Raw genomic sequence first — 16528 nt, 5'->3', positions numbered from 1 at the left:
CCCCCTCGTCTGCGCGGTGCCCCACCGCGCGTCCCAATCTCTCGAAAAACTGTGAAGACTCAGCTGGTACGGCCGGCGGCCTCAACCGCATCGGCCCGGCCCTGCTCCCGGGCTCGCGCCGCGGCCCGCAACGTCTCGATCTCGCGCTCGAAGTCGGCGAGCGAGTCGAACGAGCGGTAGACGCTGGCGAACCGCAGGTAGGCGATCTCGTCCAGGTCGCGTAGCGGACCCAGGATCGCCAGGCCCACGTCGTGGCTGGGGATCTCGGCGGCCCCCTTGGCCCGGACGGTCTCCTCCACCCGCTGCGCGAGCAGCGCGAGTGAGTCGTCGTCCACCGGCCGGCCCTGGCACGCCTTACGCACCCCGCCGATGATCTTCGTGCGACTGAACGGCTCGGTCACCCCGCTGCGCTTGACGACAGCGAGGACCGCCTCCTCGACGGTGGTGAACCGCTTGCCGCACTCCGGGCAGGAACGCCGCCGTCGGATGAGCTGGCCGTCGTCGGCCTCCCGCGAGTCGACCACCCGGGAGTCAGCGTGCCGGCAGTACGGACACCGCATCGCCCACCTCCTAATAAATGATCAACTGCGAGCACACCGGACACCCCCGGGCACGCCTCACCGCGACGGTGCCATCCTCGGATGACGCCCGTCGTGATCGACGTTACGGGAGTGCGGTCGGTAGTCAGACCCAACCTGTAGGCAACTTACGCCCGTGTCACTACTACATCTAGGGGTCGACCGTATGTCGCCGGGGAAGCCGGGTCAAGTTGGCCGGCGTGTCCGGCGCGTCACGGACCATCCGGTCATCCATGCCCCGCACAACGCCCGAAGACCCAACGTCACGACCCCGCCCGGGTTACCGGCCAGCCGGCCGGATCCGGCCGGAAAACGGTCGACGATCGAACACCAGTGCTACCTGACGTACCATTTATCAGAACATCCGTACGACCGGAGTGCTTTTTCACCCCGACACGCCGGTGAGAGGTCGTACAGATGTTTGAAAATGACTGATCTCACCTATACGGTCATGAACAACGTGGCACCACCGCACGCACCACGAGCCGACGAGGCACCCAGCGCCGACCAGGGAGGACGGACGTGACCGAGGACCGGGCCAGCCGGCCGAAGAGCCCGCAGCAGATCACCGAGGCGGGCCCCCCGGCCACCCGACGCCGCAGCGCCGCGCGGAGCCGGACGGGCCAGCCCGCCGTGCGCGCGGTCACCCCGGTGGTCAGCACCTTCCCCGACCCGGCGACGGTCGACCTGACCGCCCGCCAGCGCCGCATCCTGGAGTTCATCCGCAACTGGGTGGAACGACACGGCTACCCGCCGAGCGTGCGCGAGATCGGCGAGGCGGTCGGCCTGGTGTCGCCGTCCAGCGTCGCCTACCAGCTCAAGGAGTTGGAGAAGAAGGGCTTCCTGCGCCGCGACCCGAACCGGCCGCGCGCGGTGGACGTGCGCGCCCCCAGCGAGGCGATCGACGACGAGCTGTCGAGGGCACAGCGACCCACCCCGGCGTACGTGCCGATGCTCGGTCGGATCGCAGCGGGTGGGCCGATCCTCGCCGAGCAGGCCGTGGAGGACATCTTCCCGCTCCCCCGCGAGCTGGTGGGTGAGGGCGAGGTCTTCATGCTCCAGGTCAAGGGCGACTCGATGCTCGACGCGGCGATCTGCGACGGCGACTGGGTGGTCGTCCGGCAGCAGCCGACCGCCGACTCCGGCGAGATCGTGGCCGCCATGCTCGACGGCGAGGCGACAGTGAAGACCTACCGGCGGCGCGACGGGCACGTCTGGCTGATGCCCCAGAACCCGGCCTTCGACCCGATCCCCGGTGATGACGCCACCATCATGGGCCGGGTCGTGGCGGTGCTACGGCGGATCTGACCGATCGGCGGGTGGGTGCCGACAGCGCTCACCCGCACCGCTCGCCCGGGGCAGGTGAGCGCCTCAGCGTCGATCAGTAACGGTCGCCCCGGGGACCACGACCGCCCCCGGGATACTGCCCGTACGGGTCGATGGGCGCGTCGTCGTCACGTCGCCGACCGGGCCGCTGGCCCCGGTAGTCGGGCTCCTGCCCACCCCGCCGGGGCGGCTCCGCGCGACCGGGCTGAACGCCGTCGGCGCCGTACACGCCGCCGCCAGCACGGCCACCGCCACCGGCCGGGGGACGACCACCGCCGCCACCCTGCGGGCGACCGGCGCCACCAGCCGGCGGACGACCGCCACCACTGACCGGAGGACGAGCGGCGCCACCAGCCGGCGGACGACCGCCACCTGCCGGGGGACGTCCCGCGCCACTGGCCGGGGGACGTCCGCCGCCGTAGACACCGGCACCGCCGCCGTCCGGTCGCGCCGCACCGTAGCCGCCGCCACCCGAGGCCGGCCGGCCGCCACCGCCGTACACGGCACCACCCGCCGGGGCCGGGCCGCCGCGGCCCGCACCACCGCCGTAGACCGCACCGCCGGCCGGAGCGCCGCCCCCGTAGACACCACCCCTGAAATCGTCGTCGGCCGGGAAGCCGTCGACGGCACGACCCGCGCGCGGGCCGAACGGCTCGCCATCCGGGTCCGACGTGTCGGACTCGTCAGCGGTCGGCGGCCGACGGCGCGCGCGGACGATGCCGAAGATGCCGGCGGCCACCAACAGCAGGCCGATCAGCCCGACCGCCCCGACCAGGTACGTGATGTCGTCGAGGCTCAGCCCGTCGGTCCAGGATTTCGAGGCGGCCGGCTTGCCGCCCTCCTCCGGCCCCAGGGGCACGGCGGTCGAACTGGACGGGGCGTAGCTGAGGATGTCGAGCGGCTCGTCTTCGGTGAACCGGCCCGCGTCGGAGACGGTGAGGAACGACTTCCCGTCCGAGGTGTAGCTGATGGCCTCGCCGAACGGGTCGGCCAACGGCGTCACCCGCGGCTTGCCGCTGGTGAGCGCGCCCACGATGTCGCCACCGCTCACGTCGAACTCGAAGGCGTCCGCGTAGGTGCGAAGGACCACCCGGGAGCCGTCCGGTGCCCGGGACGCGCCGGTGATGGCGATCCGGCCGAACGTGTTGAGGGTGTTCTCCGTCTGGGTCTTCGGCAGCGTGATCTCGCCGGCCTTACGCATCGGCACCGGGTCGGTGTCACCGGTCTTCAGGGCGGCCGACGGCGTGTAGATCTCGGCTTTTCCGCTGGTCACCTTGGTGATGATCAGCGGTTTTCCGTCGTCGCCGATGAGCAGCGCCTCGGCGTCGTGCGGTTTGGCCTCGGGGTAGGCGAGCCGATGCAGCGTCGGCTGCCTGGCGCCGGTGACCGGCATCGACCAGAGCGCGACGCGGCTGCGGCGCTCCTTCGAGTCGGGGTTGTCACCGGTGTCGGCGATCCAGAGGGTTTTGCCGTCCTTGGACAGGGCGAGATCCTCGGTGTCGAACGGACCCTGCCCCGAGTAGCGGACCGGCTCCTTCGAGATCTTGCACTTGCTGTCCAGGAAGAAGACCCGCTTGCGTGCCGCGTCCTCGGTGCCGTCGTTGACGACGATGAAGCCGCTCTTGGTGGCAACCAGCCCGGACAGCTCCCGCAGGCGCTCATCGGTGATCGTGCAGCGCTTCTTGCCGGGAGTGGCGGCGGGCGGCTCGGACGACCCGGGAGCGGGAGCCGCCACGGCGACTCCGGCGAGCGCCACGGTTGCCCCGAGCAGGCCGAGGGCAACCGTGACCGAGGAAACAACGCGGCGCATTCGGCCAGTGTCGCATGCCACGCGTTTCCGATGGATGACGCCGTGGCCGCTCAGGACCGGCTGCCGGCCGCCTGCCCCTGCCGCTCCACGTCGAACGCCGCCAACTCCGCCGCCAGCTCCGCACCGACGCGGACGTGCACCAGGGTGCCCTCCGGCAGGTGCGACGTGCTGAGCACCTCACCCGTGCGGTGCGCCCGAGCAACCAGGTCACCCCGGTCGTACGGCAGCACGGCCCGGACCTCCACGGCCGGGCTGGGCAGCCGCTCCTCGATCGCCGCGCGCAGCTCGTCCATGCCCCGCCCGGAGTACGCGGAAACGAAGATCGCGTCCGGCCAGAGCCGCTTGAGCCGCAGCAGAGTGTCCTCGTCGGCCGCGTCGGTCTTGTTGACCACCAACAGCTCGGGGAGCCGGTCCGCGCTGACCTCGGCGAGCACCGCGTGAACCGCCCGGACCTGCTCCTCCGGATCCGGGTGGGTGCCGTCGACGACGTGCACCACCAGATCCGCCTCCGCGACCTCCTCCAGCGTCGAGCGGAACGCCTCGACGATCTGGTGCGGCAGGTGCCGGACGAAGCCGACAGTGTCGGAGAGGGTGTAGAGCCGCCCGTCCGAGGCGGTGGCCTTGCGGGTCGTCGGGTCCAGCGTGGCGAACAGAGCGTTCTCCACCAGCACGCCCGCGCCGGTCAGGCGGTTGAGCAGGCTGGACTTGCCGGCGTTGGTGTAGCCGGCGATGGCCACCGCGGGAACGGCGTTGCGGGAACGCCGGGCGCGCTTGGTCACGCGTACCGTCTTCATGCTCTTGATCTCGCGACGCAGCCGGGAGATGCGGTGACGGATGCGTCGCCGGTCGGTCTCCAGCTTTGTCTCACCGGGACCACGAACACCCACACCGCCGCCGGCGCCGCCGCCCCGGCCGGAACCACCGGTCTGCCGGGAGAGCGTCTCACCCCAACCGCGCAGTCGGGGCAGCAGGTATTCGAGCTGGGCCAGCTCGACCTGCGCCTTACCTTCCTTGCTCTTGGCGTGCTGGGCGAAGATGTCGAGGATCAGCGCCGTGCGGTCGACGACCTTGACCTTGGTGCGCTGCTCCAGGTTGCGCAACTGCGACGGGGACAACTCACCGTCACAGATGACGGTGTCGGCGCCGGTGGAGAGCACCACCGCACCGAGGTCGTCGACCTTGCCGCGGCCGATGTACGTGGCCGGGTCGGGTCGGGTACGACGCTGAATGAGCCCTTCGAGCACCTGCGAACCGGCGGTCTCGGCCAGCGCGGCGAGCTCGGTCAGCGAGTTTTCCGCGTCGGTGACTGTGCCTTCGGTCCAGACGCCCACCAGGACGACCCGCTCCAGCCGCAGCTGGCGGTATTCCACCTCGGTGACGTCGGTGAGCTCGGTCGACAGGCCCGGGACGCGTCGAAGGGACTGCCGCTCTGACAGCTCCATCTCGCCGGTGGTGACGTCGTCGAGCTCGTCCTCGACGGGGACAAAGCTCTCCTGGTCTCGCAAGCGGTTCTCCTGTCCGTTTTGATAAGTAGAACGTAATCCTGACATGACACAACGCCGAACGCACCTGCTATATGCCCATGGTGAAGGTCGCCAAAAGTGGGGGCGAATGCTGGTCGGCCGCGACAACCCGGTAGAAATGCGGGCGGCGGCCGAACGGTCGCACAGCCGTTACGGAGGGATCCCGTGGCCATCACCCGACTGCCGAGCGCCGGATTTTCGATCACCATCCGGATCGCCGTGACCGCGGACGCATCCTCGATCGGCCGGCTCACCACCTCCGTCGGCGAGGCCGGTGCGATCGTCACGGCGCTGGACGTGGTGGACTCGGACCCGACCCACGTGATCGTCGACCTGACCTGCGACACCGCCGACGCCGGTCACGCCGACCAGGTGGTCGACGCGCTGACCGCGCTGGACGGCGTTGACGTGCGCAAGGTGTCGGACCGGACGTTCCTCCTGCACCTGGGCGGCAAGATCGAGGTGACCTCGAAGGTCGCGCTGCGCAACCGCGACGAGCTGTCCCGCGCGTACACCCCCGGGGTGGCCCGGGTCTGCATGGCGATCGCCGAGAACCCGGCCGACGCCCGGCGACTGACCATCAAGCGCAACACCGTCGCGGTGGTCAGTGACGGCTCGGCGGTGCTCGGCCTCGGCAACCTCGGCCCGGCCGCGTCGCTGCCGGTGATGGAGGGCAAGGCCGCGCTGTTCAAGCGCTTCGGCGGGGTGGACGCCTGGCCGGTGGTGCTGGACACCCAGGACACCGACGAGATCGTGCAGATCGTGAAGGCGATCGCGCCGGCCTACGGCGGCATCAACCTCGAGGACATCGCCGCGCCGCGCTGCTTCGAGATCGAGGCCCGGCTGCGTGAGGCGCTGGACATCCCGGTCTTCCACGACGACCAGCACGGCACCGCGATCTGCGTGCTGGCCGCGCTGACCAACGCGCTGCGGGTGGTGGGCAAGCGGCTCGAGGACGTCCGGGTGGTCGTCTCCGGAGCCGGCGCGGCCGGCACAGCGATCATGAAGCTGCTGCTGCGCCAGGGCGTCGGCGACATCATCGCGTACGACCGGGAGGGCGCCCTGCACCGTGGGCTGACCGGGCTCAACTCGGCGTGGCAGTGGCTGGCGGAGAACACCAACAAGGAGAACTACTCCGGTGACCTGCCCGGCGCGATCCGGGGCGCCGACGTGTTCATCGGGGTCAGCGCGCCGAACCTGCTCACCGGCGATGACATCGCGCAGATGGCGAAGGACTCGATCGTCTTCGCGCTGGCCAACCCGGACCCGGAGGTCGACCCGCGGGAGGCGCGCAAGCACGCCGCCGTGGTCGCCACCGGCCGCTCGGACCAGCCGAACCAGATCAACAACGTGCTCGCGTTCCCCGGGGTGTTCCGGGGCATGTTGGACGCGCACGCCGAGGAGTTCACCGAGGAGATGGCCATCGCGGCCGCCCGGGCCATCGCGGACGTGGTCGGCGAAGAGAAGATCAACCCGACGGTGATCGTGCCGAGCGTCTTCGACTCCCGGGTCGCCCCGGCGGTTGCCGCCGCCGTCCGCGCCGCCGCGCACAACCCCAGCCCGCTGCCGGCCGCCGACCCCGGCCCCGCCGACCTCCCCGAGATCGCCGCTAACGCCAGCGCCACCCCGTGACGAACAGGCCCGGCATCCGCGTGTGACACCGCGAGCCGCGGAACGGCCGGGCGAACAGGTCGTCTCCCGTCCTTTGCTCTGCTTCAACCAAGGAAACGGCCCGTGTCCGACTACCGGACACCGGGTGTTTCGCGGGCTGAAGCAGAGCAAAGGACGCCAGCGGCAGACGGCCGGCCGACGCGCGCACAGCGCGCACAGACAGACAGCGCAGACAGCGCGGCGTCAGACGTTGGCGGGCAGGGTGGAGAGATCGACCTCGCCCGTGGCCACCAGGACGGCTGGGCCGGAGAGCCAGCAGGAGTCCGACGTGACAGTCACCGTGAGGCGGCCGCCGGGCACGTCCACGGCTACCACGCCGGTGTCCCGGCCGGCGTCGCGCAGCGCCACCGCGCCCACCGCGCAGGCACCGGTACCGCAGGACAGGGTCTCGGCGCTGCCGCGCTCGTACACCCGCATCAGGGAATGTTCGTCGGTGCCGTCGACCGGGTCGCCCGCCACGATGAACTCCACGTTCACCCCGCTCGGGAAGACCGCCGGATCGAACCCCGGCGCGACGGTCAGGTCCAGCGCCGACAACTCCACGCCGGCCGGCAGCACGCAGACCAGATGCGGGTTACCGACGTCCACCACCGCACCGGTCAGGGTCAGCCCGCCGAGGGTGGCGGCGGAACTGTCGTACACCCGGGGTCGGCGCATCTCCACTGACACGGCGTCGCCCTCGACCAGCGCGCGCACGACGCCCGCCCGGGTGGCCACCGGCAGCGCCGCGCCGGCGGGCGTGGCCAGGCCGGTGTCGAGCAGGTAGCGCACGAACACCCGGGCGCCGTTGCCGCACATCTCGGCGAACGAGCCGTCGGCGTTCCAGTAGTCCATGAACCACTCGGCCTCGCCGGCCATGCCCGCGCCGTCCGGGTGCTTGGCCGCGCGGACCACCCGCAGGACGCCGTCCGCGCCGATGCCCCGACGCCGGTCACAGAGCGCCGCGACCAGCCCAGGAGTCAGGTCGAGCTGACCGTCCGGGTCGGGAAGGAGGACGAAGTCGTTGCCGGTGCCGTGGCCCTTGGTGAACTCCACTCCCCCATCATCGCGCAGCGGCCGGCACCAGACGCAGGGCGGCCCCGATCAGGTCCGGGGTCGTCGAGTCCAGCCAGTGGATCCGCGGGTCACGCCGGAACCAGGACCGCTGCCGGCGGACGAAGCGCCGGGTGGCCCGGACCGTCTCGTCGTGCGCCTGCGCCTCGGTCAGCTCACCGGCGAGCAGGCGCAGCACCTGCTGGTAGCCCAGCGCCCGGCTCGCCGTCCGCCCCTCCGGCAGCCCGCGTGCGACCAACTCCCGGGTCTCCGGCACCAGACCGTCGGCCCACATGCGGTCGACCCGCAGCGCGATCCGCTCGTCCAGCACGGCGGTGTCCAGGTCGACGCCGAGCTGCACCGACGGGTAGTACGGCGTGGGCTGCGGCAACGACGCGGCGAACGGCGCTCCGGTGAGCTCGATCACCTCCAGGGCCCGCACGATCCGCCGACCGTTGCCGGGCAGGATGCCCTCGGCGGCGACCGGGTCGGCGGCGCGCAGCCGCGCGTACAGCGGGGCCGGACCGACCTCGGCCAACTCCCGTTCCAGCCGCTCCCGCAGCGCCGCGTCGGTGCCGGGGAACTCGAAGCGCTCCAGCACCGCCCGCACGTACAGCCCGGAGCCTCCGACCAGCAGCGGCACCCGCCCCCGGGACAGGATGTCGTCCACCGCCGCGCGGGCCAGCCGCTGGTACTCCGCGACGCTCGCCGGCTCGGTGACCTCCCAGATGTCCAGCAGGTGATGCGGCACCCCGTCCCGCTCGGCGAGGGTCAGCTTGGCGGTGCCGATGTCCATGCCCCGGTAGAGCTGCATCGAGTCGGCGTTGACTACCTCCCCGTCTAGGGCGTGCGCCAACGCGATGCTCAGCGCCGACTTGCCGGCCGCCGTCGGGCCGACCACCGCGACGACAGTGCCGACCGTGTCGCCTGTCACATCCGCTCCCAGGACGCCACGAAGTAGGCCACCCCGTAGGGGGCGGAGTCGTGCAGCAACTCGCCGCGCCACCCACCACCGGCCGCGCGGGCCGCGCCGGCGAGAACCTGCCAGGGGGCCCGACCGGCGGCCTTCAGCTCCGTCGACACCACCGGGTCGAGGTCGAGCAGGGCATCCAGGTCCGCGTCGGCCAGCGCCGCGGCAACCGCCTGGTCGTACGGGAGGGCGCGCGCGTCGTCGTACCCGGGTGCCTTCTCACCCCGGCAGGCCGACCCGTCCCCGAGCACCAGCGCCGCCACCCGGTCACCGGCGGCGCCGACCTCGTCGGCGAGCGCGGCAAGCTCGGCCGGGCCGGCGTCAGCGGCCACCTGCACGGCGGTCACCGGCGGCCGGGCGTCGTGGCGGGCCAGCAGCCACGCGCCGACGGTCAGGCTCAACGGCAGCACCGCGCCCCGGTCCGGCTGGCCGGGCACCAGCGGCACGTCCAGGTCGACACCCCAGGGCTGGAGGGAACCGGTCGCCGGGGTGCGGATCGGGCCGGTCACCGGGCCGGTGCCCAGCACCAGCAGAATGTCCGGATCGGCGGCCAGCAGCCGGCGTACGGCGGTGTCACAGGCCGCCCGCAGATCATCCAACTCCGGGGCTGCGGAGCCCGCCACCTCGGGCACGAGCAGGGGCGGATGCGGGCAGACTGCGGCGGCGACCAGTGGCACCCGTTCACCGTAGCGGGAATCCCCGGTGCGTCTCCGAGCCGATCCGGTCATTAGGCCCCTAGGACACCGTATGGTCACGGTCGGCGATAGGCGCTCGACGCGGACCGGGTCGGACCTGTGACAATGCCGGAAGCAACTTGGCTGCGCCGTGGCGGCGACGGGGGATCAGTCCCTCGACGCCGGGAGAACGAGGATGGGCACATGAGCGACTGGACTGCCTTCGGACGGGTGGACGCGGACGGCACCGTGTACGTCAAGACCACCGAGGGCGAGCGGGTGGTCGGATCCTGGCAGGCGGGAGCACCGGAGGAGGGCCTGGCTCACTTCGCACGTCGCTTCGCCGACCTGGTGACCGAGGTGGACCTGACCGAGGCGCGACTCAAGTCGGGTGCGGCGGACGCCGGGCACTCGTTGAGCACGATCCGGCGGATCCGCACCACGCTGCCCGAGGCCAACGTGGTCGGCGACATCGACGCGCTGGCCGCACGCCTGGACAAGCTGGCGACCCTCGCCGAGGAGAAGGCCGGCGAAGCACGCGCCGCCCGGGACGCCGCTCGCGGTGAGGCTCTGGCCCGCAAGACCGCGCTGGTCGAGGAGGCCGAGAAGCTGGCCGCCGAATCCACCGGGTGGAAGACCGCCGGCGACCGCCTCAAGGAGATCCTCGACGAGTGGAAGACCATCCGCGGGGTCGACAAGAAGGCCGACGGTGAGCTGTGGAAGCGGTTCGCCGCCGCGCGGGACGGCTTCACCCGCCGCCGCGGCGCCCACTTCGCGTCCCTGGACTCGCAGCGCAAGCAGGCGCAGACGGTCAAGGAGGAGCTGGTCGCCGAGGCGGAGAAGCTTCAGGAATCCACCGACTGGGCGGCCACCGCCAACCAGCTCAAGGACCTGATGACCCAGTGGAAGGCCGCGCCGCGCGCCTCCAAGGAGGCCGAGCAGAAGCTCTGGGAACGGTTCCGGGGTGCCCAGGACGCGTTTTTCAGCCGGCGTAGCGAGGTCTTCTCCGCACGGGACAACGAGCAGCGCGGCAACCTGGAGCGCAAGCAGGCCCTGCTCGCCGAGGCCGAGGCGTTGGACATCGACGCCGACCCCAAGGGCGCCCAGGCCAAGCTGCGCGAGATCCAGGCCCAGTGGCACGAGGCCGGCCGGGTCCCCCGCGAGGCGGCCGCCGGGCTGGAGCGCCGACTGCGCGTCATCGACGACAAGGTCCGTGACGTGATGGACTCGGCGTGGCGCCGCACCACCAAGGAGGACAACCCGCTGCTCGCCCAGATGCGGGCGCAGGTGGCGGAGGCCGAGGACCGGCTGGCCCGGGCGCAGAGCGCCGGGGACGCACGCCGGATCAAGGAGGCTGAGCAGGCCCTCGCCTCCAAGCGGCAGTTCCTCCAACTCGCCGAGCAGGCCGGCTGAGCTGACGACGTCCGGAGCCCCCGGTCCCGCTCGGGACCGGGGGCTCCCGCGTGTCCGCCCCCACGCCCTCGAACGCCCGCACCCCACCTCACGCGCCCCGCGCCCCGCGCCCCTCGGTCCTCGCGCCCTCGCGCCCTCGCGCCAAGATCTGCGCACCTTCCCGGATGTTGCTGCCTCCGACGCGCGAGAGACAGCAACATCCCTGAAACTGCGCGGATCTTGACGACGAACACTGTTCCCGAGCGGCCGGGGCGGGTGTTGGGCGCCTGGGACCGTCAAGGTCACGCTCGAACCTGGATGTAGTGGCCACGAAGCGGCCCGGATGCCACTACATCCATGTTCTAGCGCGATCATCCAGGGGGCACGCGGCGCAAAGGGCTGCGGGGTGGGGCGCGGGGTGGGGGTGGCGCACGGGACGGGCGGGCCGTGGGCGGGTGTGCACCGGTCGGGCCGGACGAGGCGGCGTGCGGCGGCGCGACGGGGCAGGTTGACGCATTGACGCGGGCTGATCAGAATGAGCGACGGAGCCAGGTAGGGCCACCGGCACGAGGGCGACGAAGGCGGAACATCCGCCGTCGAGGGTGGCCGGTGCGCTGCCGCGAGTGACTACGTCCGCGTGACATGGGCCGTCGCGCACTGTCCGCGTACCCATTGGGGACCGTGACGTGCGGACGGCCGCCCGCCGGCGTCGTCTCCGGACGGCGCCGGACCTCCGAAGTGGAGCTCGAATGTTCCGTCCCAAAGCTCTCGGCGGCGCGGTCACCGCGCTCGTCACCGTCGCGGCCGGCGTGTTCCTCGCCGCCGCCGTCAGCACCAGCCCGGCCGTTGCCGCTGGCACCGGTACCGGTTATCTGCATACCAGCGGCAACCAGATCGTGGACAGCACCGGCGCGACGGTCCGGTTGACCGGCATCAACTGGTTCGGCATGGAGACCGACAACAAGACCTTCCACGGGCTGTGGTCGAACAACCCGTGGCGGGGGCAGCTCGACACCATGGCTCGGCTGGGCTACAACACGTTGCGGGTGCCGTACTCGAACGACGCGCTGAAGCCGGGCGCGACCGCCAGTGGGATCAACGACTTCGTCAACCCGGACCTGATCGGGCTGTCGCCGTTGCAGATCCTGGACAAGGTGATCGACTACGCCGGCAGCAAGGGCATGCGGATCATCCTGGACCGGCACCGGCCGACGGCGGCCGGGCAGTCGCCGCTCTGGTACACGTCGACGGTCTCCGAGGCGACCTGGATCAACGACTGGAAGATGCTCGCCCAGCGGTACGCGGGCAACCCGACGGTGATCGGCGCCGACCTGCACAACGAGCCGCACGCGGAGGGCACCAACCCGGCGGCCACCGGGGCGTGCTGGGGCTGTGGTGACACCACCCGGGACTGGCGGCTCGCCGCCGAGCGGGCCGGGAACGCCATCCTCGGTGTCCAGCCCAACTGGTTGATCTTCGTGGAGGGGGTGAGCTGCCCGAGCGGCGGCCTCTCCAACGTGTGGGACGGCGACACCAGCAACGACGAGGACTGCGGTTGGTGGGGTGGCAACCTGTCGAAGGCGGGGCAGTTCCCGGTCCGGTTGACCGTGGCGAACCGGTTGGTCTACTCGCCGCACGAGTACGCCACCTCGGTGTACCGGCAGACCTGGTTCGACGCCCCGGACTACCCGGCGAACATGCCGGCCATCTGGGACAAGTACTTCGGTTACCTGTACAAGCAGAACATCGCGCCGATCATGATGGGCGAGTTCGGCAGCACCCTGGTCGACCCGAAGGACAAGGTGTGGCTGGAGAAGCTGATGGCGTACACCGGGACCGGGGTGACCGGGATGTCCTTCACCTACTGGTCGTGGAACCCCAACTCGGGTGACACCGGCGGTATCGCTCTTGACGACTGGACCAACGTCAACACCGCCAAGCAGGCGATCCTCCAGCCGTACCTGATCGCGCCGTCCGGTGGCGGCGGGCCGACCGGTGGTCCGACGGACCCGCCGACGGACCCGCCGGCCGGCGCCTGCACGGCCACCTACCGGCAGGTCAACGCCTGGCAGGGCGGCTTCCAGGGCGAGTTGACAGTGAAGAACACCGGTTCGGGCGCGGTGAACCCATGGGCGGTCACCTGGAGTTGGCCGTCCGGGGTGACGTTGGGCAGTGGCTGGAACGCCACAGTCACGCAGTCCGGCACGACGGTCACCGCGGCCGCTCCGAGCCACGCTCCGTCGCTGCCGGTGGGCGGATCGGTCACAGTGGGCTTCACTGCCAACGGCACGGCGAGCGCGCCGGGCACTGTGAAACTCAGCGGCGCCAGCTGCTGACCCACCCGGGACGGCCGGTGCGCACCGCATCGGCCGTCCCGGCCATTTACATCAAGGTTCTTCTATGCTTTCATCGGGAAAGCGCTTGCCTCTTCGTCGGTGAGCGCGAGCGCGGGAGCCGCTTTCCTTCACGAACCTGCACTGGCGGGCCCGAGGACCACTGGTCCCGGCCGAGACTCGCCGCCCACGGGCATGGGCGTCGCGACACCTCCGTCCGCCTTCTCGAAAGGAAGCAGCATGCGCACAGGACGGCGTCGAATGACGCTGATCGCCACCACCGCCGCAGCCACCGCCACCCTGGTCACCGCCGGGCTGCTGACCTCCGTGTCCGCCCAGGCGGCCGCCGGCTGCCAGGTGGCCTACACGGTCGCCAGCCAGTGGCCGGGCGGATTCACCGGCAACGTCACAGTCACCAACCTCGGCGACCCGGTCTCCGGATGGACGCTGCGCTGGTTGTACGGGGCCGGTCAGCAGGTCAGCCAGGCGTGGGGCGCCACCGCCTCGCAGAGCGTCAACCAGGTCTCCGCGACAAACGTCGACTACAACGGCAGTCTGGCGACCAACGCCAGCGCCACGTTCGGCTTCAACGCGAGCTGGAACAACTCCAGCAACCCGGCTCCGAGCGGCTTCACACTGAACAACGTCGCCTGCACCGGCAGCACCACCCCGACCACGCCGCCGCCGACCACCCCGCCACCGTCGAGCACTCCCCCGCCCAGCACCCAGCCGCCGTCGACACTGGTCGGGTGGGCCACCCAGAACGGGGGCACCACCGGTGGCGGCACCGCGGCCACCACCACCGTCACCACCGCCTCGGCGCTGACCAGCGCGCTGAACGCGACAGGCGCCGCGGTGATCCGGGTGTCCGGGACGATCACCTGCTCGGGCATGCTGCGGGTCCGGTCCAACAAGACCATCCTCGGCAACTACGGCGCGACCATCGCCGGCTGCGGGCTCAACGTCAGCGGTGACCGCAACGTGATCATCCGCAACCTGACCTTCCGCAGCTGGAACGACGACGCGATCAACGTGCAGGAGTCGGCCACCAACATCTGGATCGACCACAACAGCTTCAGCAACGGGTACGACGGCGCCGTCGACATCAAGCGCGGCTCCGACTTCGTCACCGTCTCATGGAACCGGGTCTCCAGCCACGACAAGACAATGCTGCTCGGCCACAGCGACGACAACGCCAGCCAGGACGTCGGCCACCTGCGGGTGAGCTACCACCACAACTGGTTCGACGGCAGCAACCAGCGCAACCCCCGGGTGCGCTTCGGCAACCCGGTGCACGTGTACAACAACTACTACCGGGCCAACGGCGGCTACGGCGTCGCGTCCACCGAGAACGCCGGGGTGCTCGTCGAGGGCAACTACTTCGAGAACGTCGACGACCCGTACCACCTCGGCGAGGGGGACTCGGGGCCCGGCAGCCTGGTCGCCCGCAACAACCACTTCGTCAACTCGCCCACCGGCCAGGCCGGCGGCAGCGTGGCCAGCATCCCGTACTCCTACCAGCTGGACACCGCGAGCACCGTCAAGTCCATCGTGACGGCGGGCGTCGGCGCCGGCCGGATCACCGTCTGACTCAGCCCTTCACGGAAGGGCCCCTCGTCCGGGGGCCCTTCCGTGCGGTCAGTGGGTGGCGCAGCCAGCGACGGGGGCAGGCGCGACCGGCGGTGCGCCGATCGTCGGCAGACCGAGCAGAACCCCGGGGGTACGCGGGGAGCGACCCGCCTCGGCGGCGTCGCCGGCCCGGGTGCGCCGGTGCGCCACCGGCGGTCCGTCGGCGTTCAGGTGGTGGGGCGCCGCGTACGTGATGGTGGTGTGGACGATGTCGCCCGGCCGGATCTGCCCAGCGAGGGACTCCCCACCGGCGGTCTCGGTCGCGAAGTGCACCAGTCGACCGTCGCGGGCCCGACCCGACATTCGGCCGGTCCGCTCGTCCTTGCGGCCCTCGCCGACCGCTACCAGCACCTCGACGGTCTCCCCGACGAGGCGCTTGTTCTCCGCCCAGGTGATCTCCTCGACGGTAGCGACCAACCGCTCGTAGCGCTCCTGCACGACCTGCTTGGGCAGCTGATCGTCCATGGTCGCGGCGGGGGTGCCGGGCCGCTTCGAGTACTGGAAGGTGAAGGCCGAGGAGAACCGGGCCTCGCGGACCACGTCCAGGGTGCGCTGGAAGTCGGCCTCGGTCTCACCGGGGAAGCCGACGATGATGTCGGTGGTGATCGCCGCGTCCGGCATCGCCGCGCGGACCTTCTCGATGATCCCCAGGTAGCGCTCGGAACGGTAGGACCGGCGCATCGCCCGGAGCACGTCGTCGGAGCCGGACTGCAACGGCATGTGCAGCGAGTGGCAGACGTTCGGCGTCTCGGCCATCGCGGCGATCACGTCGTCGGTGAAGTCCTTCGGGTGCGGGCTGGTGAACCGGACGCGCTCCAGCCCGTCGATGTCGCCGCAGGCCCGCAGCAGCTTGCCGAACGCGTACCGGTCGCCGAACTCCACGCCGTACGAGTTGACGTTCTGCCCGAGCAGGGTCACCTCCAGCACGCCCTCGTCGACCAGGGCGCGCACCTCGGAGAGGATGTCGCCGGGGCGCCGGTCCTTCTCCTTGCCGCGCAGCGCCGGCACGATGCAGAACGTGCAGGTGTTGTTGCACCCCACCGAGATCGACACCCAACCGGCGTAGGTGGACTCGCGGCGGGTGGGCAGCGTGGACGGGAAGACGTCGAGGGACTCCAGGATCTCCACCTCGGCGGCGGCGTTGTGCCGGGCCCGCTCCAGCAGCACCGGCAGCGCGCCGATGTTGTGGGTGCCGAAGACCACGTCCACCCAGGGGGCCTTGCGGACGATGTCGCCCCGGTCCTTCTGGGCCAGGCAGCCGCCGACAGCGATCTGCATCCCGGGGTGCTTGTCCTTCACGGGGCGCAGGCGACCGAGGTTGCCGTAGAGCCGGTTGTCCGCGTTCTCCCGCACCGCGCAGGTGTTGAAGACGACGATGTCCGGGGTGTCGTCGGTCGGCACGGCGCGCACGTAGCCGGCCTGTTCGAGCAGGCCGGAGATCCGCTCAGAATCGTGCACGTTCATCTGGCAGCCGTACGTCACGACGTTGTAGGTCCTAGCCACCCTCTTGGTGCCCCTTCCCCTCGGGCTACCAGGGTAGCGGCCCGTTCGGGTGGCCCAACCCACCGGCATTGACCCGCTGGCCCATGG

The 16528-nt window shown here is 71.1% G+C and carries 12 protein-coding genes; 5 read left to right on the top strand and 7 right to left on the bottom strand.

Going from position 1 to position 16528, the window contains the following annotated elements; all coding sequences use genetic code 11:
- Nucleotides 1-59: 59 nt before the first annotated feature.
- Entirely contained in the window at nt 60-560 is a 501-nt protein-coding gene (nrdR, locus tag IW249_RS17070; protein WP_091400542.1) for a transcriptional regulator NrdR, read from the bottom strand.
- 540 nt (nt 561-1100) lie between these two features.
- Here nrdR and lexA point away from each other — a divergent pair.
- Complete coding sequence (gene lexA, locus IW249_RS17065; protein WP_112586701.1) at nt 1101-1886, top strand: transcriptional repressor LexA; 786 nt, start codon at nt 1101-1103, stop codon at nt 1884-1886.
- 73 nt (nt 1887-1959) lie between these two features.
- Here lexA and IW249_RS17060 read toward each other — a convergent pair whose 3' ends face one another.
- Nucleotides 1960-3714 (bottom strand): hypothetical protein, encoded by a 1755-nt coding sequence (locus IW249_RS17060; RefSeq protein ID WP_196921667.1) that lies wholly within the window; start codon nt 3712-3714, stop codon nt 1960-1962.
- A 50-nt stretch (nt 3715-3764) separates the two neighbouring features.
- Nucleotides 3765-5219, bottom strand: a complete 1455-nt coding sequence (gene hflX, locus IW249_RS17055; RefSeq protein ID WP_196921666.1) for a GTPase HflX — start codon at nt 5217-5219, stop codon at nt 3765-3767.
- A 183-nt stretch (nt 5220-5402) separates the two neighbouring features.
- On the opposite strand from hflX, the gene IW249_RS17050 reads away from it, so the two are divergent.
- Nucleotides 5403-6869: an NAD-dependent malic enzyme gene (locus IW249_RS17050; RefSeq protein ID WP_196921665.1), complete on the top strand. Its 1467-nt coding sequence runs from the start codon at nt 5403-5405 to the stop codon at nt 6867-6869.
- Nucleotides 6870-7091: 222 nt separating this feature from the next.
- Here the strand turns inward: IW249_RS17050 and dapF are convergent, their stop codons facing one another.
- The 3 genes from dapF to IW249_RS17035 are packed head-to-tail and all read right to left on the bottom strand — an operon-like array spanning nt 7092 to nt 9638.
- Nucleotides 7092-7943 carry a diaminopimelate epimerase gene (gene dapF / locus IW249_RS17045; protein ID WP_196921664.1) on the bottom strand — a complete coding sequence of 284 codons (852 nt, stop codon included), beginning with the start codon at nt 7941-7943 and terminating at the stop codon, nt 7092-7094.
- 7 nt (nt 7944-7950) lie between these two features.
- Nucleotides 7951-8886, bottom strand: coding sequence for a tRNA (adenosine(37)-N6)-dimethylallyltransferase MiaA (gene miaA, locus IW249_RS17040; RefSeq protein ID WP_231393645.1), 936 nt, complete (start codon nt 8884-8886; stop codon nt 7951-7953).
- On the bottom strand, nt 8871-9638 hold the full coding sequence (locus tag IW249_RS17035; RefSeq protein ID WP_196921662.1) for a class III extradiol ring-cleavage dioxygenase family protein: 768 nt from the start codon (nt 9636-9638) through the stop codon (nt 8871-8873). Before IW249_RS17035 ends, miaA begins: the two co-directional genes overlap by 16 nt.
- Nucleotides 9639-9788: 150 nt before the next feature.
- On the opposite strand from IW249_RS17035, the gene IW249_RS17030 reads away from it, so the two are divergent.
- From IW249_RS17030 to IW249_RS17020, 3 genes are all read left to right on the top strand, one after another.
- The gene (locus IW249_RS17030) at nt 9789-10997 is read left to right on the top strand and encodes a DUF349 domain-containing protein (RefSeq protein WP_196921661.1); all 1209 of its coding nucleotides are present in this window, start codon (nt 9789-9791) and stop codon (nt 10995-10997) included.
- A gap of 728 nt (nt 10998-11725) precedes the next feature.
- Nucleotides 11726-13312: a cellulase family glycosylhydrolase gene (locus IW249_RS17025; protein WP_196921660.1), complete on the top strand. Its 1587-nt coding sequence runs from the start codon at nt 11726-11728 to the stop codon at nt 13310-13312.
- A 237-nt stretch (nt 13313-13549) separates the two neighbouring features.
- Entirely contained in the window at nt 13550-14899 is a 1350-nt protein-coding gene (locus tag IW249_RS17020; protein ID WP_196921659.1) for a pectate lyase family protein, read from the top strand.
- A 48-nt stretch (nt 14900-14947) separates the two neighbouring features.
- Here the strand turns inward: IW249_RS17020 and miaB are convergent, their stop codons facing one another.
- A complete protein-coding gene (miaB, locus tag IW249_RS17015; RefSeq protein ID WP_196921658.1) occupies nt 14948-16441 on the bottom strand; it encodes a tRNA (N6-isopentenyl adenosine(37)-C2)-methylthiotransferase MiaB in 1494 nt (497 codons plus the stop codon).
- Nucleotides 16442-16528: the final 87 nt, after the last annotated feature.

It is taken from the genome of Micromonospora vinacea, from assembly GCF_015751785.1.
GTDB classification, from domain to species: domain Bacteria; phylum Actinomycetota; class Actinomycetes; order Mycobacteriales; family Micromonosporaceae; genus Micromonospora; species Micromonospora vinacea.
The sequence above is the reverse complement of the archived record's forward strand: the minus strand, read 5'-3'. Positions and strand labels throughout refer to the sequence as shown.

Bases quoted from the DNA above. Each gene is read 5' to 3' on its own strand.
- IW249_RS17035 (WP_196921662.1), bottom strand. From the start codon at position 9,638: ATGACCGGATCGGCTCGGAGACGCACCGGGGATTCCCGCTACGGTGAA.
- IW249_RS17030 (WP_196921661.1), top strand. From the start codon at position 9,789: ATGAGCGACTGGACTGCCTTCGGACGGGTGGACGCGGACGGCACCGTG.
- IW249_RS17025 (WP_196921660.1), top strand. From the start codon at position 11,726: ATGTTCCGTCCCAAAGCTCTCGGCGGCGCGGTCACCGCGCTCGTCACC.
- IW249_RS17060 (WP_196921667.1), bottom strand. From the start codon at position 3,714: ATGCGCCGCGTTGTTTCCTCGGTCACGGTTGCCCTCGGCCTGCTCGGG.
- nrdR (WP_091400542.1), bottom strand. From the start codon at position 560: ATGCGGTGTCCGTACTGCCGGCACGCTGACTCCCGGGTGGTCGACTCG.
- IW249_RS17020 (WP_196921659.1), top strand. From the start codon at position 13,550: ATGCGCACAGGACGGCGTCGAATGACGCTGATCGCCACCACCGCCGCA.